The organism is Neopusillimonas aromaticivorans (genome assembly GCF_030344915.1).
Taxonomy (GTDB): Bacteria; Pseudomonadota; Gammaproteobacteria; order Burkholderiales; family Burkholderiaceae_B; genus Neopusillimonas; species Neopusillimonas aromaticivorans.
The window spans coordinates 237501-260565 of sequence record NZ_CP128233.1; the positions used below are offsets into that span (position 1 = coordinate 237501).

The 23065-nt window shown below is 56.9% G+C and carries 11 protein-coding genes and 6 pseudogenes; 6 read left to right on the forward strand and 11 right to left on the reverse strand.

Annotated elements, in window-relative coordinates; genetic code table 11:
* Window positions 1–982: 982 nt before the first annotated feature.
* Window positions 983–2446 (forward strand): ribonuclease G, encoded by a 1464-nt coding sequence (gene rng, locus N7E01_RS01250; protein WP_289174212.1) that lies wholly within the window; start codon window positions 983–985, stop codon window positions 2444–2446.
* 84 nt (window positions 2447–2530) lie between these two features.
* Here the strand turns inward: rng and N7E01_RS01255 are convergent, their stop codons facing one another.
* Both N7E01_RS01255 and msbA read right to left on the reverse strand, forming a co-directional pair.
* The gene (locus tag N7E01_RS01255; protein ID WP_289174214.1) at window positions 2531–2980 is read right to left on the reverse strand and encodes a hypothetical protein; all 450 of its coding nucleotides are present in this window, start codon (window positions 2978–2980) and stop codon (window positions 2531–2533) included.
* 294 nt (window positions 2981–3274) lie between these two features.
* Window positions 3275–5053, reverse strand: a complete 1779-nt coding sequence (gene msbA, locus N7E01_RS01260) for a lipid A export permease/ATP-binding protein MsbA (protein ID WP_434089547.1) — start codon at window positions 5051–5053, stop codon at window positions 3275–3277.
* 94 nt (window positions 5054–5147) lie between these two features.
* Here msbA and N7E01_RS01265 point away from each other — a divergent pair, with 94 nt between their 5' ends.
* The 3 genes from N7E01_RS01265 to N7E01_RS01275 are packed head-to-tail and all read left to right on the forward strand — an operon-like array spanning window position 5148 to window position 7137.
* A complete protein-coding gene (locus tag N7E01_RS01265; protein ID WP_289174216.1) occupies window positions 5148–6116 on the forward strand; it encodes a glycosyltransferase family 9 protein in 969 nt (322 codons plus the stop codon).
* The gene (locus N7E01_RS01270) at window positions 6113–6877 is read left to right on the forward strand and encodes a YdcF family protein (RefSeq protein WP_289174218.1); all 765 of its coding nucleotides are present in this window, start codon (window positions 6113–6115) and stop codon (window positions 6875–6877) included. The genes N7E01_RS01265 and N7E01_RS01270 overlap by 4 nt, the downstream gene beginning before the upstream one ends.
* Window positions 6877–7137, forward strand: coding sequence for a YkgJ family cysteine cluster protein (locus N7E01_RS01275; RefSeq protein ID WP_289174220.1), 261 nt, complete (start codon window positions 6877–6879; stop codon window positions 7135–7137). The genes N7E01_RS01270 and N7E01_RS01275 overlap by 1 nt, the downstream gene beginning before the upstream one ends.
* Window positions 7138–7172: 35 nt before the next feature.
* Here N7E01_RS01275 and N7E01_RS01280 read toward each other — a convergent pair.
* The 8 genes and pseudogenes from N7E01_RS01280 to hrpA all read right to left on the reverse strand — a co-directional run bounded on the left by N7E01_RS01280 (window position 7173) and on the right by hrpA (window position 20305).
* Window positions 7173–8299 (reverse strand): annotated as a pseudogene (locus N7E01_RS01280) (glycosyltransferase family 4 protein).
* 7 nt (window positions 8300–8306) lie between these two features.
* Window positions 8307–9029: a polysaccharide deacetylase family protein gene (locus N7E01_RS01285; protein ID WP_289174221.1), complete on the reverse strand. Its 723-nt coding sequence runs from the start codon at window positions 9027–9029 to the stop codon at window positions 8307–8309.
* Window positions 9026–10162, reverse strand: coding sequence for a glycosyltransferase (locus N7E01_RS01290; protein ID WP_289174223.1), 1137 nt, complete (start codon window positions 10160–10162; stop codon window positions 9026–9028). Before N7E01_RS01290 ends, N7E01_RS01285 begins: the two co-directional genes overlap by 4 nt.
* Before the next feature lie 36 nt (window positions 10163–10198).
* Window positions 10199–11012 (reverse strand): annotated as a pseudogene (locus tag N7E01_RS01295) (glycosyltransferase family 2 protein).
* The gene (locus N7E01_RS01300) at window positions 11009–11842 is read right to left on the reverse strand and encodes a polysaccharide deacetylase family protein (protein ID WP_289174225.1); all 834 of its coding nucleotides are present in this window, start codon (window positions 11840–11842) and stop codon (window positions 11009–11011) included. Before N7E01_RS01300 ends, N7E01_RS01295 begins: the two are co-directional and overlap by 4 nt.
* Window positions 11839–12936, reverse strand: coding sequence for a glycosyltransferase family 4 protein (locus N7E01_RS01305; protein ID WP_289174227.1), 1098 nt, complete (start codon window positions 12934–12936; stop codon window positions 11839–11841). The genes N7E01_RS01300 and N7E01_RS01305 overlap by 4 nt, the downstream gene beginning before the upstream one ends.
* Window positions 12936–16420, reverse strand: a pseudogene (gene dnaE, locus N7E01_RS01310) (DNA polymerase III subunit alpha). The gene N7E01_RS01305 and the pseudogene dnaE overlap by 1 nt, the downstream one beginning before the upstream one ends.
* A gap of 48 nt (window positions 16421–16468) precedes the next feature.
* Window positions 16469–20305 (reverse strand): annotated as a pseudogene (gene hrpA, locus N7E01_RS01315) (ATP-dependent RNA helicase HrpA).
* 76 nt (window positions 20306–20381) lie between these two features.
* Here hrpA and argA point away from each other — a divergent pair.
* Both argA and N7E01_RS01325 read left to right on the forward strand, forming a co-directional pair.
* A pseudogene (gene argA, locus N7E01_RS01320) lies at window positions 20382–21736 on the forward strand (amino-acid N-acetyltransferase).
* Window positions 21737–21810: 74 nt separating this feature from the next.
* Complete coding sequence (locus N7E01_RS01325; RefSeq protein WP_289174229.1) at window positions 21811–22083, forward strand: oxidative damage protection protein; 273 nt, start codon at window positions 21811–21813, stop codon at window positions 22081–22083.
* Between the two features lie 134 nt (window positions 22084–22217).
* Here the strand turns inward: N7E01_RS01325 and phoU are convergent.
* Window positions 22218–22947, reverse strand: a pseudogene (gene phoU / locus N7E01_RS01330) (phosphate signaling complex protein PhoU).
* Window positions 22948–23065: the final 118 nt, after the last annotated feature.

Sequence of the window (23065 nt, forward strand, 5' to 3'; positions counted from 1 at the left end):
GAAGAAACGAGATTATGAACCAGTTTTTTATCGCTGTCAACTCGTTTTGAAGATTTTTTCAAAAATTTTTCAAACCTCAAAAACTTTCGAAACCTTCAAACGGTCAATCACGCTGCTGAACCCAGCATCCAAACTTTTCTGAACCCAGAACCGCCCGGACCGGCCAACTGCGCTGCGACGAAAAACCACACTGCATCGTCCCGCTTCGCCTTACCTCACAACGCCATTAGAACACATTTGCCTGACGTTAATTTGTTTGAAACAAACGCGTCTTACAAACCTGAACTACCCGGTAAACCGGACTTCGTTTCAACCTGTGTAAGGGTTAACCCGAAGGTGTTGTGCTGCAAAGAGGCCGAACTATAGCACGAGTTTTTTACGCCGTGCAAGGCAAAACGCAAAAATATTCAAAAATCGTGAAAATAATTTCACCACGCACAGGCTGACTGATGATCGAAAAGCCCATAAATATGACGTAAGTATCTGTTTATATTAAATAGTTTCCATAAATTTCGTTATAAACATTTGATAAGCGGGCCTCAATAACAAACCTGCGCTATTTTGACGTGAGCCAGATTTTTTACATTCGCCAGATCCTGCTATCCTGGATTGCCGGGCACCTATAACTCAATCACGTTATCGCCTCCCCTTACTCCCCTTACTCCCCTTACTCCCCTTACTCCCCTTACTCCCCTTACTCCCCTTACTCCCCTTACTCCCCTTACTCCCCTTACTCCCCTTACTCCCCTTACTCCCCTTACTCCCCTTACTCCCCTTACTCCCCTTACTCCCCTTACTCCCCTTACTTCTGTTGCTTCTCTGACTTTTCCCATTTGCATAATGCCTATGGCCTCTTCACTGGTAACGGCATGGCATACTTTGACCATTCATTAATTCTATTGGTGAGACGCGTGGCATATGCCCGCTGATTTATCGGGCACTTTTTGTGACCCGGTCACACCAAGCGCCTGGTGCAGGGATCATGGCCGAAGACATCTTAATCAACATCACCCCCTTTGAAACCCGCGTTGCTATTGTCGAACAAGGCTCCGTGCAGGAATTGCATATTGAGCGAAGCATCCAGCGCGGACATGTCGGCAACCTGTATTTAGGCAAGGTCGTACGCGTCTTGCCTGGCATGCAAAGTGCTTTTGTAGATATTGGCCTCGAACGGGCTGCATTCATCCATGTGGCCGACCTCAGGCAAAACCGTGCCGAACGTGTCTCGGGCGGGACATTGACGCCTATTGAGAAACTGTTGTTCGAAGGGCAGTCACTGATGGTTCAGGTCATCAAAGACCCTTTGGGTACTAAAGGGGCGCGGTTATCGACACAAGTCAGTATCGCCGGCCGCATGCTGGTCTATCTTCCGCATGAGCCCCACGTCGGCATTTCCCAAAAAATTGAAAGCGAGGCTGATCGCAGCGCATTGCGCGAACGTGTATTGAAGCTGATGCCTGAGGATGAAGCCGGTGGCTTCATTGTTCGCACGCAAGCCGAAGGTGCAACCGATGATGAACTGGCTGCAGACCTGTCATACATGCGCATTTTATGGAACCGGATTGTGGCCAAGGCGAAATCACTGCCCGCCCCCGCCCTGCTTTATGCAGACCTGACCCTTGAGCAGCGGGTTCTGCGCGATATGGTCGGTCCGGACACCGGCGCCATTCTGGTCGACTCTCGCGCCACCACCCAACGCCTGATTGAATGGGCCGAGACGTTTACCCCCTCGGTCAAGGACAGGATCACCCACTACAGCGGTGAGCGCCCGTTGTTCGACACAGCCAACGTCGACGAAGAGATCAATCGCGCCTTGTCCCGGCGTGTTGACCTCAAGTCGGGAGGCTATCTGATCATTGATCAGACCGAAGCACTGACTACTGTGGATGTAAACACCGGTGGTTTTGTGGGAGGACGTAATTTTGACGACACCATTTTCAAGACCAACCTGGAAGCGGCAGTTGCCGTTGCACGGCAACTGCGATTACGCAATCTGGGTGGCATCATCATTCTTGATTTCATTGACATGGATGATGCGGAACACCGGACTGCCGTGCTGGCCGAGCTGAACAAGGCCTTGTCGAAAGACCGGACTCGCATGACGGTCAGCGGGTTCAGCCAGTTGGGACTGGTGGAAATGACACGCAAACGCACACGCGACTCGCTTGCACATCAGCTGTGCGAAATATGCCCAACGTGCCAGTCACGCGGACATGTGCGCACGCCGCGTACGCTGTGCTACGAAATTTTGCGGGAAATATTAAGGGAGTCACGCCAGTTCAACCCGAAAGAATTTCGGGTACTGGCGTCTCAGGCCGTAGTGGACCTTTTTCTGGAAGAAGAAAGTGCCCACCTGGCCATGCTGGGAGACTTCATCGGAAAACCGATCACGCTTGAAGTCGAGAGCGGGTATTCGCAAGAACACTACGATATCGTGTTGATTTGATACGTGTATCGAAAAAGCAAGCGGAAGGCAATTTACGCCAGTCCAAGCATAAACCAGTACAAGCTTGCGCCGGCGCAAAAGAGTTCATGAACCGGGGGCCTGCCCTTCTTTGGGAGTATTCAGTTCAGGTTTTTCAGGACAGTACTCGGGGCGCTGGACAATCGCGTACATGTCACTGACTTGCGCTTTGGTCGGCCCGTAGTAACTGTAAACACGACCTTGCGTAGTCAGGTCTTTGGTGAGCACCAGATGCAACACCAGAGTGTTCACCCAACCCGTGGCTCCGGGAGTAACGGGTTTGGTAACTCGGGCAAAATTAGGGTTCATTGGATCTACCGAGAACTTGACCTCGGGGTTGCAGACGGCTTGATGCTTGAAGACGGCGCGCTGGATCTGAACAAGATCTTGAGTGAAATCGCGGTCCCCGCGCAGATTTGAGGGTTGCTCCAGCAAAGCCAGGCCTATTCCCCCTTCAGGGTTTGCCGCACACCCGGCCAGCAGCACGGCCATAGCAACCGCAAAAATACGTTTCATAATGAATTCCTGTTGATTGACACATTAGATAATACTGAAAATGCATTCAAGCCATTGGTAGAACATTGCTGAGGAGGCGTAGATCAAGAGGCTGGGGCCGGATCAAGGCGCGCCCTATACAACCGGTTGAACCGGGCACCGAATGTTGACGGATGACTTGCTTTAACCACGGATTGCCTGAAGTCTTCACTCTTGTCTTCCACCACTTGAATCACACGCCCTGCAGAACCGGAGCCACGACCGAAAAAGATGTGTGCAGACGGTGAGGGGTAAGGGTAACGAACCCACCTTCGCTTACAACAAACCCTTGAACTGCATTTCATAGAGCGACGCGTACAGCCCTTTGCTCGCCAACAGTTCGTCGTGGCGACCTTTTTCAATGATTTTGCCTTGGTCAAGAACAACGATGAGGTCGGCCTTCTGAACCGTGGACAACCGATGGGCAATAACCAATGTGGTACGGCCAGCCATCAGCTTTTCAAGTGACATCTGCACCTGACGTTCGGATTCGTTATCAAGTGCTGACGTGGCCTCATCAAGAATCAGAATGGGCGCATCTTTGATCAGGGCACGTGCAATGGCCAGGCGTTGGCGTTGCCCGCCAGAAAGCTGATTGGCGTTCTCGCCGACCGGCGTGTCGAGCCCGTTAGGCAGGCCACGAACAAAATCATGCAGGTTGGCCGCTTCGAGCGCTTTCCAGATGTCGTCAGGGGTGGCGTCGTGCAAGGCCCCATAGCCCACATTTTCGCCTATCGTGCCATCGAACAAAACAACGTCCTGGCTGACCAGTGAAAGCTGTGAACGCAGGCTGCGCAAAGCGCACATTTCTATCGGCTGCCCGTCGATAAGCACCTGCCCGGCGACAGGTGCGATGAAGCGTGGCAACATATTCACGAGTGTGGTTTTGCCACTACCGGAACGCCCGACCAGGGCGACCGTTTGACCCGGCTCGACCACCAGAGACACATCTGACAAGGTGTCGCGCTCGGCGTCCGCAAAACGATGACTGACATTACGGAATTCGACACGCCCTTGTACCTGGCCTTTGAACTGAAAGGTGCCCGAATCGTTCTCGGGCTTCTGATCGATAAGACCGAAAACGCTTTCGGCCGAAACCAGCATGCGCTGCATGGAGCCGGCGATATTCGTGAGCCGCTTGATGGGATCAAAGATTTGCCCGAGGGCCGCCATGAATGAGGCAAAACTACCTACGGTGAGGCCTTCATTGTTGGCCTGGTACAAAGCAACCGCGATAACGGCAGCAACCGATACACCGATAAAAAACTGGGTAATCGGAGACATGGCGGCATCGGACGACGCCGCTCGCATGTAAAAACGGCGCAGCCGCGAGTTGACATACTGGAACCGGGACCCTTCGCGCTCGTAGCCGTCGAACATTTTTACGACGCGCTGGCCATCAATGGACTCACCCACCACGTGTGTCAGTTCGGCGTTCATGTTGATGGTATCGCGGTTGATTCGACGCAGCCGCTTGATGAAGATCCGTGACACGTACACCGACAACGGCAAGACCAGCAGCACAATCAACGTCAGTTGCCAGGACATGTAGATGAGCACGACGAACAGCGACACTACGATCAACGTTTCGCGCACAATAACCGTGATGACATCGGTGGCAAGACCGGTGACATTACCCGCATCTATTGTGAAACGGTTCAACAGACGCCCCGTGTCGCCTTTTTTGAATTCGGTGTCAGGCAAATGCAGCAAGCGGTCGAACATTTCTTTGCGTATGCCCAGCAGCATGTTGTTGGCCACCCAGGCAAAAACATAGGTACTGGTAAAGGTACATACCCCTCGCAAGAACATCAGCCCCACCACCGCCAACGGAATCGTCCACATGTACGATGGTTGCTCGCCGGTAAAGCCCTCGTCGAGCAAGGGCTTCATAATGAGCGCCAACGTGGGTTGGGTGGCTGAACTGATGGATACCAGTACCAAGGCGACGATAACGGCCTTCCAGTAAGCCCCTAAACGACTGTAGATCCGTCGCCACAGGTCAAACTTTACGGGCTCGGAATGTGCGGAACCTGACGATGAAACAGGGCTCAAGACGACACTCGCTTTTATACTAATGAAAAATGCATTGTAACGTTGCAACCCGGGCGACGAGCAGCCCTCGCCAAGCGCCCCGCTGATCCCTCTGATGACTGATAACCGCCCTATTTATGTTCGCCTGCCCAATTGGATCGGCGATGTCTGCATGGCTCTGCCATCCCTGCAACTGCTGCTTGAGACCCGACGGCCTGTGGTGGTGTGCGCTCGCCCGTGGGCCAAGGCCCTGCTGTCGGCGTATGCGCTGCACGGCTTTATTCCAATGACCGGAAAATGGCGTGCTGACCGCCGTGCCGTGGCTGCGTTCAAAGCCATGCACAAGCATACGGGTTACAACAGCCCAGTGGGCCTGCTGCTCCCCGATTCGCTATCGAGTGCACTGGTGTTTCGGCTGGCAGGAATTGCCTGTGCCGGCTATCGGGACGATGGGCGCAGCCTGCTCTTGCGCTGGCCGATCAACAAGCCCCGGCCACGACCCCATGCGGTCGAGTCCTGGTACGGGCTGACACGAACCGCAATCATGCAATGGCGCTTCGGCCAACCGGCCATGCCGGCTCCGCCTTCACTGTCTTTGCCGCTGAGACCCGAAGCACGTCAACAGGCGCTCAACGCTCTTGACGAAGCCGGGCTTACCGGTCGATCTTTTGTATTGATTGCGCCCACAGCAACCGGACTGCACAAAGGCCAGATCAAGGTGTGGCCACATTTTGCGGCCCTGACGCAACGTTTGCAGGCCACCGGGCTAACGGTCGTGATGTGCCCGCCGCCGAATGAACGCGAAGCGGCGCTAGCCAATGCACCGGACGCCATCTGCCTGCCCGCGATGCCACTGGATGCGTTCGTGGCATTGACTCAAACCGCCGCACTGGTGATCTGCAATGACTCCGGGGTTTCCCACCTGGCCGCCGCAGGTGATGCACTTCAAATCACGTTATTTGGCGTGACGCATCGCGAACGAACCGGACCGTGGTCTGAACACGCCGTTTGTCTGGGCGAAATGGGCCGCTGGCCCGAACTGGACAACGTAGCCGAAAAAGCGATATCGTTGGCCGCTCAATGATGATTTCAAATTTCCTGGCCAACCTGATCATTCCGCTGAACCTGTGCATCACCTTGCTGGTGCTGGGTGGCTTGTCTTATGTCATCCGGTGGCGCAAAACCGCATTCGGGTTGGCCGCATTCGCCCTGGTATGGGGGATGTTCTGGTCATTGCCCGCCTCCTCGTTGTGGGCCGGTGGCCGGCTTGAGCAACGCTACGCCTGGCAACCGCCCGAGAGCCTGCCCAAGGCCGATGCTATTGTCGTTTTAGGTGGGCATACGGCAGGCGGGCGACCGAACTGGTTTGAACCCTACGCCAAAGAAACTGCGATTACCCGATCCGAGGCTGCCGCCATGCTGTACAAAGCGGGGCTCGCACCGTTCGTCATCGTCTCCGGTGCTGCGCTGGATGGCGGCGTCCCTGAAGCACAAGTCATGGCCAATACCCTGATACGTGAAGGGGTCCCTGAAAATGCCATCATTGCAGAAGAGCATAGCCTGACCACGCGTGAAAATGGTGTCTACACCAAAGACATCATGAAAACGCTGGGGTTTGACCACGCCCTTCTGGTGACCTCCGCGCTTCATATGCCTCGCGCCATGGGCGTCTTTCAGGAACTGGGGGTCAATGTAACCGCCGCCCCCTGGAAGCCCCAGATCGTGGTGCCACAACGACCCGATTTTGATTTCTGGCTGCCAGACCAAAGGGCCTTCACGGCGGCTCGCTCAATCATCAAAGAATATGCCGGCATTCTGGTGTACTGGCTGCGAGGGTGGCTGTAATGGGAATAGCCTGTCGCCCCGGCTGTGCGGCCTGCTGCATTGCACCGTCAATTTCCAGCGCCATTCCGGGCATGCCGAACGGCAAACCAGCGGGAGTGGCCTGTATCCAGCTGGATAGCGATTTGCGCTGCAAGATTTTCGGGCACCCGGAGCGTCCCGACGTGTGCGAATCGTTACAACCGGCGGCAGATTTGTGCGGCGACAATCGCGAACAGGCACTGCGCTGGCTGGGCTACCTTGAAGATCAAACCCGGCCCTGACGGTGACCCACTAACGCCAGGCCCGCCATAGCCGCTCAGGTGCGCTCTGAAAGCACCTGCCGGTAGAGTTCCGTATAGCGCAAGGCCACTTCTGCCCAGCCGTGCCTGCTGACAACCGCGGCTGCACCACGCACCAACGCCTCACGATACGCCTGGTCAGCGTCTATACGGGCAATCGAGCCAGCCAGCTCCTGATCGTTTTCAGGATGGCTGAGCAACACGGCTTCAGTATCCCCCTGCACATATTGGGCAAAACCGCACCAGGGCGACGGGCTGAGAATGACAGGCAACCCATAGGACATGGCTTCAAGTGGTGCCATGCCAAAACTATCGTTCAAGGTAGGATGCACATAAATATCGGCGCATGCGTAATACGGCCCGACATTTGATGTTTCATCAAGCACCTGAACCCGATGGGCCACCCCGGCAGCTTCTCGACGCACAAAATCACGCACCTGGGCATTACCGCCCACCACCAGAAGCTTGGCCCGCTCGGGCAAATGCGCAAGCGCCCGCAATACGGTTGGCAGGCCTTTACGCAACGGGTTTCGGGCTACCAGCAAACAGACAAGATCAGTATCTGACCACCCCAATGCCTGCCGCTGAGCGGCTGCCTGCGCCAGATCGGAGACGGGTGCCGGAGTGACCCCGGAGGAATGACCGGAAATGTCTGCCCTTCCCCGTACGCCTTGCTCAACTGATCGGCAATCAGCCCCGACACGGCAACAACGCGATGCCCGGCTCGGGGACTCACCCGTCGCGATTCAAGCTGCAGATAGGTCTGCACACGCGGGCTGACGTACGATAATGCCCGTTTCAACCACCCCATGGGCTTGACACGCCAGTTGTAACGCACCGGCGTGACATGGATGACCTCAATGTCACCGCACCAACCGTTCATGTGCGAATGCACAATATCGAACCCCTCACGGGTAAGACGTCGGGCATGTATTGCAAACAGCAATACCCGCATCCAGCTGGACAAACCCTTACGCGTCTTGATGGGCACGAAAGGCAGGTGAAGATCGCAACCGGGATCGTACTCACGCGCAAATACGGTCACGTCATGCTGACGCGACAGTTCGCGCATGAGTTCGACACCATACGCTTCGGCGCCCCCAAAACGACCACCGAAACGGTCAACGACAAACGCAATTTTCAAGGCGCGATCAGTCACGACGACGTTTGTCTTCAAGGCGGGTCAGGCATTTTTGCAGGAACCGCACAATATTGGTGGAACGCGCAACCGTAACGCGCGGCAACCCGAACAGGCTGTCGTCGGAGCGTACCAGCCCGCGCACCGTCGTCGTGGCGTTGGTGTAACCGGCCTTTTCGGCCATAGCTCGCACTTCGGGCGTTTCATCGCCATAAGGGTAACAAAATGCACTGACTTCAAAACCCAGCAGGCGTTCCAGCTCGAGTTTGGACTGACGCACTTGCTGCCACGCAATTTCAGGAGACACCGCAGGCAAGTGGATGTGATCCAGGGTATGAGAACCGACCTCTTGACCCGCAGCGGCCCATCGCTTCATTTCTTCCAGTGACATCAGGTCGGAATGCGGAATCCCTTTCTCGTAATCCCAGACGTTACCGCCGTCGAGCTGGTGCACCACAAAATAATTGGTGGACGTGAAACCGTAGTAATTGAGAACCGGCAAGGCATTTTGCAAAACGTTGCGATAGCCGTCATCAAAGGTAATGCCAAAGACCTTGCCCTTGGCATGCCCGGCCAGATACGGCATGAGGTCGCGCATCGACAGGCCCCGGTAGCCAAAGCGACTCATCCAGGCCATTTGCCGGGTAAAGTCCTTGGGGTGAACCGTCAGGCCACGATAGGGCGTGCCTTTGGGAGCGGGCTCACCAATCTGGTGATACATCAGAACAGGGATCATAAATTCGCAGGGACAAAAGCTGTTGGGTCAAGGCAGGACGAATATACCGCACGCGTGTCAGCACAGAAACGGTCGAGGGCGAATTCGGCCTCGCTATACTGCCGGGCTTGCGCCCCCATGGCCGGCACGCAACCGGCATTATCGAGGATGGACTGAACGCACGCCCTGATGGCCTGGATATTTGCTGCGGGAACGACCCAGCCCGTTTGGCCGGGCAAAACGTTTTCCGGAAGGCCTCCAGCGTCGGACACCAGCGTAGGCAACCCCAGGGCCAGGGTCTCGCGGCAGGCAAACGACAAGGCCTCGCGGTACGACAATACAAACCCGACATCGCAGGCCGCAAGAATATCGCGGACATCCGTTACCAAGCCGGGAAAAATCACGCTGGACCTCATGCCCAGGGCATCGACCTGGGCCTGGCGCTCGGGCTTGGGCGGATCACCGGCCACGACAATACGGACGCGGCGGCGAAAATCGTCGGGCAGCCCGGCAACCGCACGCACCAGGTCCAGCCAACCTTTTTCAAGGTCGGTTCCGCCTGAGCTGCCAAACACCAGCAGACCATCCGCCGCGTCACCCAGCAACCGGGTTCGAAGCTGCCGTTTTTCAGCAGACGAAACTGGCTTGAAATGCGACAAATCAATACCATGACGAATGACATGGGTGGGCAATGCCGCATAGGGCGACCGGGCCAGCATGCGACGCACAAAATCGCTGACTGCAATAACAGCATCTGTGCCATACCGCGCCCTCAGCCGGTGACCGAAACTGGAAATACCATGATCATTGTGCTTGGTCCAAACCACCTTGGGACGGCGGGAAAGCCCCGCCAGGGCCAGCATGACATGCCGGTGGTCGGCAGACGCATTGACATGGATCACATCGAATTTCTCACGTTTGATCAGTTGCCGCAGCTGCAACACTTCGCGGATCATCGGACCAATGCGCGAGGTGAAGCACATATCGTAGGTTGTGACGTTCGCAAAGTCCCGGGCCTGCCGGAACAAACGACTGGTACCCGGGGTAGCTACGCTGAGGTTGTCGGTTGCCGCCAGACCGCGCAATAGATTGACGATATACGTCACATGGCCACCACCGTTGCGGTGATGGAAATTGGTGAACAGGATCTTCATGGGCATGCTGCCTGGTTCATCGAGCGTCTACCTGGCTCATGGGCGTTCCGCCTGTCCGGCCGTATCAGCGCCGGATGCGGTCGTTTTGGCACGCTTGTTCAAAAACCACAACTTGGCATACCGGAAAAAGCTGCCGGCAGCCGCCGTTACCGCCAGAATGAAGCCTTCCTTGCCATCAAGAAACCCGCGACGGATCAGATAAATGCGTACAAATGTCCAGAACGAATGGCCCACAATACCTGGCAAGCTGGTTGTTTTACCGCGTTGATGCATCATGACTGCCGCATCAGTTGAGTAGCGATTGACCTTGGTGATCAGGGCTTCGTAATCGGCATAGGGGTAATGCAAAAGTGCCCCTCAAGAACCGCCGGGTCAGTTTGCGCGACCACTTTCTCATGGACCGCTACATCAGTAAACCGGGCCGTTCCCTTCCTGAACAAGCGCACCACATAGTCGGGCCACCAGCCGCTGTGGCGGATCCAGCGCCCGCAAAAGCTGGACAGGCGCGCAATTTTGTAAGCATCGGGCGCCGGCGTACCGGCCGGCAGACCTGATGGGGTGACCACGGCCTGGATCGCACAGGCCAGCTCGGGGGTGACCCGCTCATCGGCATCTATGGATAGCACCCAGTCACCGGTTGCCAGATCAAGGGCACGGTTTTTTGGGGCCCGAAACCGGGCCAATCGGTGCTGTGATGCACCCGGGCACCCAGATCGGCGGCAATGTCGCAGGTACGATCCGTACTGCCCGAGTCAAGCACGATGATTTCATCGGCAAATGCCACTGAAGCCAGACAGTCAGCGATGTGGTTCTCTTCGTTTTTGGTGATGATGATGACGGACAGCATCAGACCTGTCTCCGCGCGCGTTTCCACAGCTTCCAGCGATTAAACAGTGGACCAACGACAGGATTGCCTGCAATCATCACGCGACGACCCACCGAAGCACCGTGCGTATTACGCACAGCGAAACGGTAAATGTGTTCGGGGTCGGCGCCGGGCTGATTCATGCCAAAGGCATGGGTGGTGTACAAATACTTGAACCCGGCGTCAACGGCAATGCGCTGGTAATCGACGTCAAAATAACCCTGTGGCCAGCATAAATGGTCAGATACCTGACCCAGCCGGGTTTGCAAGGTTGCACGTGAATCGCTCAGTTCGATAACCATGTGCGCGTTTTTGTTAACGGCGTCGGTCTTGTCCCAGCGGGTATGCGTGTGGGTATGGCTGTGGAATTCGCAGACGCCGCCCTCAAGCATGCGGCCAATTTCACTCCAACGCAGGGCAACGTCATCAAAATCACCCTGGGCAACGCGCTGCATGCAGGTGGCGTGATCCGGAGCATCGGGCTTATCCGCACCCTGCAAAGGGCGCGCCGGCCCGTCCTGATTCCAGGAAGTGACCAGAAAAATCATGGCCGTGAAACCATATTTTTTCAGCAACGGCCAGGCATACAGGTAGTTATCGAGGTAACCGTCATCAAAGGTAATGAGCACTGATTTCGCAGGTGCAGCTTCACCGTTCAGATGTGCCGCAAACTGGTCACTGGTCAGTGATCGGTAACCATTCGCCTTGAGCCACTGCAGTTGGCTTTCAAAGTTTTCCGGCGTGGCATTGATGGCACCGCCCGCAGGGGTGACGTGGTGGTACATCAGAACGGGAACCGCACGTTGCGTGTTCATGCGCGATCCTCCAGCCAACGGCCATAGCATGCCTCGGTGTCGCGCACCAGCCGCTCGACGCTGAAGCGCCCTTGGGTGCGTACCAGATCAAAGCCGGCCTGCCCCATGCGCAGCCGCAACGCGGGGTCATCAACCAGGGTCTTGAGTGCCTGCACAAGCGCCTGATGATCGTGCACGGGCACCAGCAACCCGGTCTGCCCAACCTGCATCATTTCAGACACACCGCCAACATCGGTGCCAATAACGGGCAAGCCTGCCGCAGCCGCTTCAACAAAAACCGTACCGGAGGCTTCCTGTTCAGTCGCCAGGGCAAACAGATCGAAGCCTGCCAGCAAATTGGGTACGTCCTTGCGGGTGCCCATCAGGTGCACCCGACGCTCCAGGCCTTTATTGGCCACGTAAGCCTGCACCTCTTCAAAGGTTGGCGAGCCGCCTCCGACAAAAACCAGATGCAGGTTGGGTCGTTCACGGATGAGTGGTTCAATGGCATCAACCAGCGCGCGGTGACCTTTCTTGGCGCGCATTACTGCTACACAGCCCACCACAATATCGTTGCGGGCCAGTTTGAGCTCATCGCGCAGGGTCGAATGCGCAACCGGTTCAGACAACTGAATAGGTGAGTACACCACGGCCACATTGGCGGGCGGCACGCCTTTTTCGAGCAACAGGCTACGCACGTGTTCACTGACGGTTACCACACGGTGTGGCAAGATCGTATACGACCAAAGTGAACCAATTTTATTGGCCAGATGACGTGTACGGACAATCAGCGGCACACCGGCAATTCGCCCGGCCATGGCCGCAATCACGGTGTCACGCCGGCTATGCGTGTTGACCACATCGTACCGACCCTTGCGAAACAACCACACCAGTTTGGCAACGCCTTTAAGATAGTTCAGCGGGCCATCCATAAGCAGGGTGTGCACCACAAAACCTTCGTTACGCAAGCGTTCCGTCAACAAGGCGTGCGGCTGGCACACGGCTTCAAGATGATGGCCACGATCGCGCATCGCCAGCATCTCTTTGAAAATTCGATGTTCCTGCCCGCCAAAACTGGTTGCAGCCTCGGTATGGACGATGCGCAAAGGCCTCATCAGTAGGTAATCTCCACATGGTCGGGCGAGACCCAGTCGGCCAACGCCTCAAGCAAGGGGTCGGCCATGCGCACACGCCAGTCATCTCCCAGACGCAAGCGACACATGAACGGCGCTTTGTGAAGGTCGATTTCAACGGCGACCCCTTCCCGTCACTAATGCCAATAGCACGATACGGTGCCAGCACCTGTTGCAAACGCTGGGTATCGACCGGCTCGGCCAGCGTGATGCGCAGTGCGCGGGCACGCGACTCACGGGCCAGTTGCAAATCGAATATGGACTCGGCAGAGACCCGCAAACCACCGGAATAATCGTCGTTGCTGACCTTGCCCTGGATGATGACCAGATGATCTTCTTTGAGACGCAGACGATGCTGCTCGTAAAGTTCATTGAAAATCGCCACCTCGATCTGCGAAGAGCCGTCGTCGAGCACGGCATAGAGCATCTTGCCACGACGGGTCATAATGGTTCGCAACGAGGACAGCACGCCGGCGAACCATTGCAAACTACGTGAGGGCTCAAGACGGGCCAGGGGCGTGGGTGCGAAGCGACGCACTTCGTCACGCCAGGCGTCGAACAGGTGAGCACTAAAGAAAAAGCCCAGAGCCAGCTTTTCCTGGGTCAAGCGGGTTTGCAGATCCCAGGGTGGCACTTTGGCCAGTGCATCTTCAACAATCGCGTCACTGTCATCGTCGAACAAGGACACCTGATTGGCGCTGCGCTCGGCCTGTTCGGCCGCTTCAATGGCGTTACCCACCGTCGCCAGCAAAGCGGCGCGATTTTCGTCGATGGTGTCGAACGCGCCGGCACGAATCAAAGCCTCTATGGTGCGACGGTTTACTGCCTGCCGGTCGATCCGACGGCAAAAATCAAACAAACTGCTAAACGGGCCACCGGCCTCACGAGCACGGATGATGGCCTCGACAGCGCCCTGGCCGGTTCCCTTGACGGCCCCCATTCCATAGCGAATGGTTCGGGGTGGCTTGCCTTGCTCCGTATGGATGTCAGCGACCGGCTCAAAACGATAGTTCGACGCATTCACATCAGGGGGCAACACGGCCACATTATTGGCCAGGGCGTCTTTCCAGAAAATCTGGACTTTGTCGGTGTCGTCCATATCGGACGACAAGGTTGCCGCGATGAACTCGGCCGGATGGTAGCGTTTGAGCCACGCGGTTTGATACGCAATCAGTGCATAAGCCGCCGAGTGACTTTTGTTGAAACCATAACCAGCGAACTTTTCCATCAGGTCAAACAGCTTGACGGCCAGGTCGGCGTCATAGCCCTTTTCCACTGCACCCTTCTCGAAAATCTCGCGGTGCTTGGCCATTTCTTCGGGTTTTTCTTGCCCATGGCCCGACGCAGCATGTCGGCACCGCCCAGCGTGTATCCCCCGATGATCTGGGAGATCAGCATGACCTGTTCCTGATACACGATAACGCCATAGGTACTTTTGAGCACCGGTTCGAGATCACGGTGGAAATAGTCGACTTCGGCCCGACCGTGCTTGCGGTTTACAAAGTCAACCACCATGCCCGACTCAAGCGGGCCTGGGCGGTACAGGGCCAGCATCGCGATGACATCTTCGAACGTATTGGGCTTGAGACTGCGCAGCAACTCTTTCATGCCGCGCGATTCAAGCTGGAACACCGCCGTGGTGTTGCCTTCGCTGAGCAGCTGGTAGGTGGGTTGATCATCCAGCGGCAATGCCATGATGTCGAAATCACGCTTGTCGGCATTGAACTGCTGAACGTAACGCACCGCCCAATCGAGAATCGTCAGGTTTCGCAACCCCAGAAAATCGAACTTGACCAGCCCGGCCGCTTCGACGTCGTCTTTGTCAAATTGCGATACGGCATTGCTGTCCGGCCCCGGCTGGGAATACAACGGACAAAAATCCGTCAGTTTGCCCGGGGCAATCAGAACGCCCCCGGCGTGCATGCCGATGTTGCGCGTCAACCCTTCAAGCGGCCGGGCCAGATCAATCAGTGCGCGAACCTCTTCGTCCTGGTCGTAACGCTCTTTGAACGCGGGCTCTTCGGCCAGGGCGCGCTCAAGCGTCCAGGGGTCGGCAGGACTGAACGGTATCAGTTTGGACAGGCTGTCACACAAGCCATACGGCATTTCAAGTACACGACCGACGTCACGGACAACCGCTTTGGCCCCAAGGGTACCGAACGTAGCAATCTGGCTGACCGCCTCTTTGCCATACTTTTGCTTGACGTAGTCAATGACACGCTCGCGGTTATCCTGGCAAAAGTCAATATCGAAGTCAGGCATTGAAACCCGTTCAGGGTTCAGGAAGCGTTCAAACAGAAGGTCATAACGAATGGGATCAAGGTCGGTGATCCCCAGGCAATACGCGACCAGCGAACCCGCACCCGAGCCGCGCCCTGGCCCTACCGGGACGCCGTTGTGTTTGCCCCAGTTAATGAAGTCGGCCACGATCAGGAAGTAGCCCGGAAACCCCATCTGGATGATGGTCTGGCACTCCCACCGCAGGCGCTCGAGATACTTGGGGTACTGAGCCTCGCGTTCGGCCGCGTCGGGATACAAAAACGCCATGCGCGACTGCAACCCTTCTTCTGACAACTGAACCAGATAATCATTCAGGGTCATGCCGTCAGGCGTCGGGAAGTCAGGCAAACGAGGTATGCCCAGTTCCAGCGTGAGGTTGCAGCGACGGGCAATTTCCAGCGTATTTTGAAGGGCAACGGGCACATCGGCGAAACGCTGGGCCATGTCTTCGGACGACAGCAAATACTGCGCTTCGGTGAAGCGACGCGTACGCTTGGGGTTGGCCAGTTGCTCGCCCTCGGCAATGCACACCCTCGCCTCATGAGCCCGGAACTGCTCGGGGCGTACGAATTGCACGGGATGAGTCGCGACAACCGGCAGACCCAACGTCGCTGCCAGCCGCATGGCGGCCTGCACATAGGGCTCGTCACCATCAGCGCCAGAGCGTTGCAATTCAATGTAAAGGCGCACGGGAAGCGAGCCGCCCACTGCTGCGCCAGCACCTGGGCCTCGGCATCCCGGCCGGCCTCCAGCGCCTGCCCGATGTCCCCCAAGCGCCCCCCGACAACACAATCAGACCATCGGCCCCTTCAAGCCACTGGCGTTTAACCTCGGCGCGACCGGCATACTGATTCTCGAGCCACGACCGCGTCAGGATTTCGCACAGCTGCAGGTAGCCGGCATTGTTCCTGACCAGCAAGAGCAACCGATGGGGCTTGTCCCGGTCGGCTTCGTTCTGGACCCAGATATCGCAACCGGCGATAGGCTTGACCCCTTTACCCCGCGCACTTTTATAAAACTTGATCAGACCAAAAATATTGGACAGATCGGTCAGGGCCACGGCCGGCTGGCCGAAGCTGACGACCTGTTTGACCAGATCAGGAATCTGCACGATGCCATCGACCACCGAAAATTCGGAGTGGACACGCAAATGAACAAACGGGGTTGGGGAGGCGGCTTCAGTCATGCGCAGATTGTACCCAGAGAAAAGAGCGTTATTCGTGGCCTGAACGGGTTAGCGCTGCAACGTGGCCCAGGCTTTTTGCAGACGCTTGACCGAAACCGGCATGGGTGTGCGCAGCTCTTGGGCGAACAAGGCTACCCGTAACTCTTCAAGCATCCAGCGAAAATCGGCCAATTGGGCATCCGGTGCCCCCTTCAAGGCAGAAAACGCGCGCTGATACTGCACCAGCAAGGGCGCCATTTCGCTCATGAGACGCTTGTCCCGTGCCGGATCTGCACGCAGCTTGTCGATGCGCGCCTGCACGGCTTTAAGGTAACGCGGAAAATGCGCCAGCTGTGCATACGGCGTAGAGCGCACGAAGTATTTACCCATTAACTGGCCTAACTGACCCTGGATATCAGCCCAGGTTTCAGCATGCGGCTTGGCCTGGGGCAGTTTTTTCTGTACGACCGACCATTCGGACAAAATCTGCCCTACCAGTCGGGCGATTTCTTGCGCCAACAAACCCAGACGGTTCTTCCCATCCAGACGACGCGCATTGAAAGCAGCCTCATCCTCGGGCCAGGGCTCGGCCAGACACGCCTGCTCAAGGGCGCAGTCAATGATCTGATCGCGCAACTCTTCCTGGGTACCCAGGCTGATGTACAACATGCTCATGCGGGTCAGATCATTCAGGTTTTTTCCAGAAATTTGACCTGTTCTTTGAGCCCGAGACGGAACAGACGCAGCAACCCCTGACGATGCAGCGTCCGGGCTTCGGCCGGGTCATCGAATACATCAAGATCGCAGTGGGTCTGACGATCAACCAAGGCGGGATAGCCGATGACCGACTGCCCCTTGCGACGGATTTCCATAATCTCCGGTAACGGGCCAAAAGACCAATCCACCAACTGTTCGTGGGCAAGCGCCTGGGCGACATCCTGATCACGCGCAGCCACCTTCTGGAACGATGCCTGCGCCTGCTTGCCATGCTCGGCCTTGAGCTGATCAAGATTACGCCCCCCGACAGCATGCGCCCGTGTTCGTCCACCACCTTGAAGTTCATGAACATATGGGGCGGCAAGGTTTCCAGCTTGAAGTCGGCACGCACCGGCCGCACCTTGACCTGTGCCCACATATCGGCAGCAATGGCCTCGAGCAGACTACCCCGGGTTTCCGGGTCGTGATCAAACCAGCGATCACAAAAGCCGGCAGCATAATCGGGCAGCGGCACGCAATGGCGACGCAACTTTTGCGGCAACGACTTGAGCAATAAATGGACCTTTTCCTTGAGCATGCCGGGGACCAGCCACTCGCAGCGCTGGGCGTCGACCTTGTTCAACGCAAACAAGGGTACAGTAACCGTGACGCCGTCACGCACTGACCCAGGCTCGAAATGGTAATCAAGCGACATCTCGACGCCATCCCAGCGAACAGTCTTGGGAAAAACATCGGTCGTGACGCCCGCCGCCTCATGACGCATCAATGCATCACGTGTCAGCAGCAAAGCCTTGGCCTGTGGTGCGTCCAGACCTTTCACCCACTTTTCAAGCGTAGCGGTTTGATGGATGTTTTCCGGAATGTGCTGATCATAAAAGGCGTAGATCAGACTATCGTCAACCAGAATATCGGGCCGACGCGACTGGTGCTCAAGCTTTTCGATTTTTTCAACCAGTTCGCGGTTCTTGCGCACAAAGCCGGCCGTGGTGTCGATATCGCCGGCAACCAGCGCATCGCGAATGAAAATCTCGCGGGCCTGAACCGGGTCGATCTTGCCAAAGTGCACACGACGTCCGTGATACACCGGCAGCCCGTACAGCGTTGCACGTTCGTTGGCCACGACCTGGCCAGCCTTCTTTTCCCATCGGGGGTCAGACCAGCTGCGACGCAACAAATGGGCACCGACCTTTTCAACCCAGACCGGGTCGATCCGGGCCACGCAACGGGCATACAGACGGGTGGTTTCCACCAGTTCAGCGGCCATGATCCAGCGGCCTGCCTTGCGCACCAGGTTTGAGCCGGGATGGATCACGAAACGAATCTCTCGAGCCCCTGATATGCGCTGGTTTCCTCGCTTTTCAACCCGATATTGCCCAGCAGACCCGACAGCAAGGCTTTGTGAAGTTGTTCATAGGTCGCGTCCAGCGTATTGACGCGCCAACCCTGCTCACCGACGATGGCAGCCAGTTGACTGTGCACGTCATGCCATTCACGCAATCGCAAGGGCGACAGATACTTCTGACGAAGCAAAGTGACCAGCTTGCGCTGCGACGCCTTGTGCGCGACCTGCTCTTCATACCAGCGCCACAGCTTCACATACGACACAAATTCGGACTTGTCATCACGGAAACGGGCATGTGCAGCCTCGGCCGCTTCCCGTTCGGCCAGCGGGCGGTCGCGCGGATCTTGCACCGACAATGCCGACGCAATAATCAGCATCTCGGCCAGGCACTGCTCATCGCGGGCGGCCAGAATCATCCGGGCAATGCGTGGATCAACCGGAATACGGGCCAGCGAGCGACCGACCAGCGTGAGCTGATTGCGTTCGTCCAGCGCCCCCAGTTCCTGCAATAAGTGATAGCCATCCGCAATCGCACGACCCGACGGTGCCTCAACAAACGGAAACGTTTCAATGTCGTCCAGCCTGAGCGCCTTCATGCGCAAAATGACGGATGCCAAAGAGGAGCGCAAGATTTCAGGGTCGGAAAACGGGGCTCGCCGCTTGAAATCATCTTCGTCATACAAGCGTATACAGACACCCGGCCCGATACGACCGCAACGTCCGGCCCGCTGGTTGGCCGATGCCTGGCTGATAGGCTCGATATGCAACTGCTCGACCTTGTTGCGCCACGAATAGCGCTTGACCCGTGCCAGCCCCGAATCCACCACGTACCGGATACCGGGAACCGTCAACGACGTTTCGGCCACGTTGGTGGCCAGCACCACCCGTCGCACATTGCCTGTGGGCTTGAAAATACGCTCTTGCTCAGCCTGCGACAAACGTGCAAACAAGGGCAATACCTCGACAGGGCCGGGATGGTTCTTGCGCAAGGCTTCAGCGCTTTCACGGATTTCCCGTTCGCCAGGCAGAAACACCAGAATATCGCCAGGCCCCTGACGGGCACACTCGGCCACGCCTTCGACAACGGCATCAATCAGGTCACGCTCTTCATCGATGGCCGAGCGGGCCTTGCCGCTGCCATCAGCGTCGGCACTACGGCCTTGCTGAACCGGGCGATACACGACCTCAACGGGGTAGAGCCGGCCTGAAACCTCGATAACCGGTGCTGGCACCCCGTTGTGTTCGAAATGACGGGAAAAACGGTCGGCATCAATCGTGGCCGAGGTGATGATGAGTTTCAGATCGGGGCGACGCGGCAGCAACTGACGCAAAAACCCCAATAGAAAATCAATATTGAGACTGCGCTCGTGGGCTTCGTCGATGATGATGGTGTCATAGCGACGCAACAACGGGTCACGCTGTGATTCGGCAAGCAAAATACCGTCAGTCATCAGCTTGATGGCGGCATTGGGCCCGGTTCGATCGTTGAAGCGGATCTGGTAACCCACCCAGTCGCCCAGCCCAGTATTCAGCTCTTCAGCCACACGCTTGGCCACCGAAGTGGCGGCCAGACGCCGCGGTTGCGTGTGGCCAATCATTTTGCCCTGCCCCCGGCCAAGCTCAAGGCAAATCTTGGGAAGCTGGGTGGTTTTCCCGGAACCGGTTTCCCCGCAGACGATCACCACCTGATGTGCCGTGATGGCACGGGCAATGTCATCGCGTCGGGCACTGACCGGCAGGTCTTCAGGGTATGTAATACGGGGCAATTCGCGTCGGGCAGGCACAGGTTTGTCTGTGACGGGCACGGGTTTGTCTGCGTTTTCCGACAAATCAGATGGGTGTTGCATGAAAATTCTTATAGATGGGCAGTCAATCATTATAATTTTGGACTGAATCAATACAACCGGGACGAATACACCCCTTATGGCCGACAACGACGCTGAAACGATATCTGCCCAAGAGGCCACCCAGTTTGCACCAGCCCAATTCGTACGCTGGTTTCGGGAAGTAGCCCCTTATGTCCACAATTTTCGCGGCAAGACCTTCGTGGTTGCGTTTGGCGGTGAACTCGTCAACGACGGGGCGCTTAACAACCTGATCCAGGATATTTCGCTGCTGTCAGCGCTGGGCGTGCGCCTGGTGCTGGTTCACGGGTCGCGCCCCAGGTCAACGAACAGCTGAAGCTCAAGGGCTTTGCAACCCGTTTCGGGCGCGGCTTGCAGCCGACCGATGCCGCCGCCCTCGAATGTGCCAAAGAAGCGGCCGGCGAAATCCGCCTGGACATCGAGGCGGCGTTCAGCCAGGGCCTGCCCAACACACCGATGTCACACGCGCAAATCCGCGTGATTTCGGGCAATTTTGTAACCGCACGACCCGTAGGCGTTCTTGACGGCATCGACTACCAGCATACCGGTACGGTACGCAAACTCGACACTGATGCCCTGAAAGCCGTGCTGTCGCAAAGCGCATTGGTGCTACTGTCACCGCTGGGCTTTTCACCCACCGGCGACGCCTTCAACCTGGCCATGGAAGACCTGGCCACCAGCGTCGCCATCGCGCTGCGCGCCGAGAAACTCATTTTCCTGACGCAAGACCGCACGGTGTACAACCCTGACGGCACGGTTGACACCGAACTGGCGCGTGAAGACGCCGATGCCTTGCTCGCCACCGGCACGCTGGATGACGATACCGCCGCCTTTCTGAGCCATGCTTCGCGCGCCGTAAAGCGGGGCGTTGCCCGGGCGCATTTACTGCCCTACACGCTTGACGGCAGCGTCCTGCTCGAAATCTTCACCCACGACGGTGTTGGCACCATGGTGGTTGAAGATACGCTGGATGACCTTCGGCCTGCCACCATGGACGATGTCGGTGCCATCGTGCGTCTGATCGAGCCGCTTGAGGCCGACGGCACGCTGGTGCCTCGCGGGCGTGCAGTTATCGAGCGCGATGTCGAACGCTTCACGGTGCTCGAACACGATGGCGTTATTTACGGCTGTGTCGCCCTTATCCCGTACCCGGAAGAACGCATGGCCGAAATGGCCTGCCTTATTGTCCACCCCGACTGGCAAGGGGAAGGCGAAGGTGAAATGCTGCTGCGCCACGCTGAATCACGGGCTCGCGCCAGCGGGGCACGCAAACTGTTTGTTCTGACCACGCGAACCTCGCACTGGTTCATGAAGCGCGGGTTCAGCCAAGGCAGCGTGTCCAGTCTGCCCAAAGAGCGCCAGGCCCATTACAACCGCTCGCGCAACAGTCTCATTTTCATCAAGAAACTGTAAAGTGCACCGGGCGAGGGCTATGGGTACAATGGCCGCTATTGCTTAATTTTGTCTTGAAAGGTAGGTCTACGCATATGACACGCATGGTTAACTGTGTAAAACTGAAACGCGAAGCGGAAGGTCTTGCGGCCCCACCCTATCCGGGTGAAATGGGTGTACGCATCTGGCAAAACGTGTCAAAAGAGGCTTGGGAAATGTGGATCCAGACACAAACCCGTCTGGTGAATGAAAATCGCCTGAACCTGGCCGATGCCCGGGCACGCAAGTACCTGGCACAGCAAATGGAATCGTTCCTGTTTGACGATGTCAATGTCGAAGCCCAGGGTTACGTACCACCCGCGCAGTAAGCCCCCTGGTAAGTTGTACACCGTCGACTGCTGCCAGATATCGCACGTTGGCGGCACGCCCAAAACAAACGCCCCATTCAGGGGCGTTTGTTTTGGGCGGAAATCTGCGCATACCAGAAACGCAGCGGTGCGACTTACGCTCCAGACTCGGGGTCAGAGTCAAGACTTCCACCCCGGGCAACCCGTTCAGTGGCCTTGACGCCCGTATGACGCACGTCATCGCCCTGAACCAGATAAATGACCCGTTCAGCCATATTTTTGGCATGGTCGCCAATACGTTCGAGCGAGCGCGCAATAAAAATCAGGTCAATCGAACGGGAGATCGTACGGGGATCCTCCATCATGTAGGTGACCAAGTGACGCAAGGCTGCCTTCCATTCTTTATCAACTTCCTTGTCGCTGCGCACCACGGTAGCAGCCAGAATGGAATCTTCACGCGCAAAGCATCCAGAACGTCGCGGATCATGGCCACGACATGCGATGCAATATGGCGCAACTCGACGGCCGGAATGGACCGGGAATCATCCTCGTGCAGACGACGTGCCATCTTGGCGATCTTTTCAGCCTCATCGCCACAACGCTCCATGTCAGTCAGCATTTTCGACACCGACAGCAACAGACGCAAGTCAATAGCAGTGGGTTGATTGCGGGCAATCAGCAGACTGATACGTTCGTCAATGTCGACTTCCAGCTGGTTGACCTCGCGTTCGCGATCACGAACACGATCGACGAAGCTGAGTTCGCCGGTAACCATGGCCTCCATGGCTTCCTGGACCATGGCCTCGACCAAGCCCCCATTTGCAAAAATGAAGACCGGGTGAGCTCAAGCTCGGCGGAAAACTGTTTGTTGGTGTGCTCGGACATATCAACCTTCTTTGAGAACATGAACAGGGCGCCGCAGCGGCTACCCCTGATTTTTTAAAACTGCAGACGATGATTCATGCTTCAGGGTACACCCAAAAAAGTCAGTTTTATGAACTTA

Coding starts and splice junctions, on each gene's coding strand:
- rng (WP_289174212.1), top strand. CDS start 983: ATGGCCGAAGACATCTTAATCAACATCACCCCCTTTGAAACCCGCGTT.
- N7E01_RS01255 (WP_289174214.1), bottom strand. CDS start 2,980: ATGAAACGTATTTTTGCGGTTGCTATGGCCGTGCTGCTGGCCGGGTGT.
- N7E01_RS01265 (WP_289174216.1), top strand. CDS start 5,148: ATGACTGATAACCGCCCTATTTATGTTCGCCTGCCCAATTGGATCGGC.
- N7E01_RS01270 (WP_289174218.1), top strand. CDS start 6,113: ATGATGATTTCAAATTTCCTGGCCAACCTGATCATTCCGCTGAACCTG.
- N7E01_RS01275 (WP_289174220.1), top strand. CDS start 6,877: ATGGGAATAGCCTGTCGCCCCGGCTGTGCGGCCTGCTGCATTGCACCG.
- N7E01_RS01285 (WP_289174221.1), bottom strand. CDS start 9,029: ATGATCCCTGTTCTGATGTATCACCAGATTGGTGAGCCCGCTCCCAAA.
- N7E01_RS01290 (WP_289174223.1), bottom strand. CDS start 10,162: ATGAAGATCCTGTTCACCAATTTCCATCACCGCAACGGTGGTGGCCAT.
- N7E01_RS01300 (WP_289174225.1), bottom strand. CDS start 11,842: ATGAACACGCAACGTGCGGTTCCCGTTCTGATGTACCACCACGTCACC.
- N7E01_RS01305 (WP_289174227.1), bottom strand. CDS start 12,936: ATGAGGCCTTTGCGCATCGTCCATACCGAGGCTGCAACCAGTTTTGGC.
- N7E01_RS01325 (WP_289174229.1), top strand. CDS start 21,811: ATGACACGCATGGTTAACTGTGTAAAACTGAAACGCGAAGCGGAAGGT.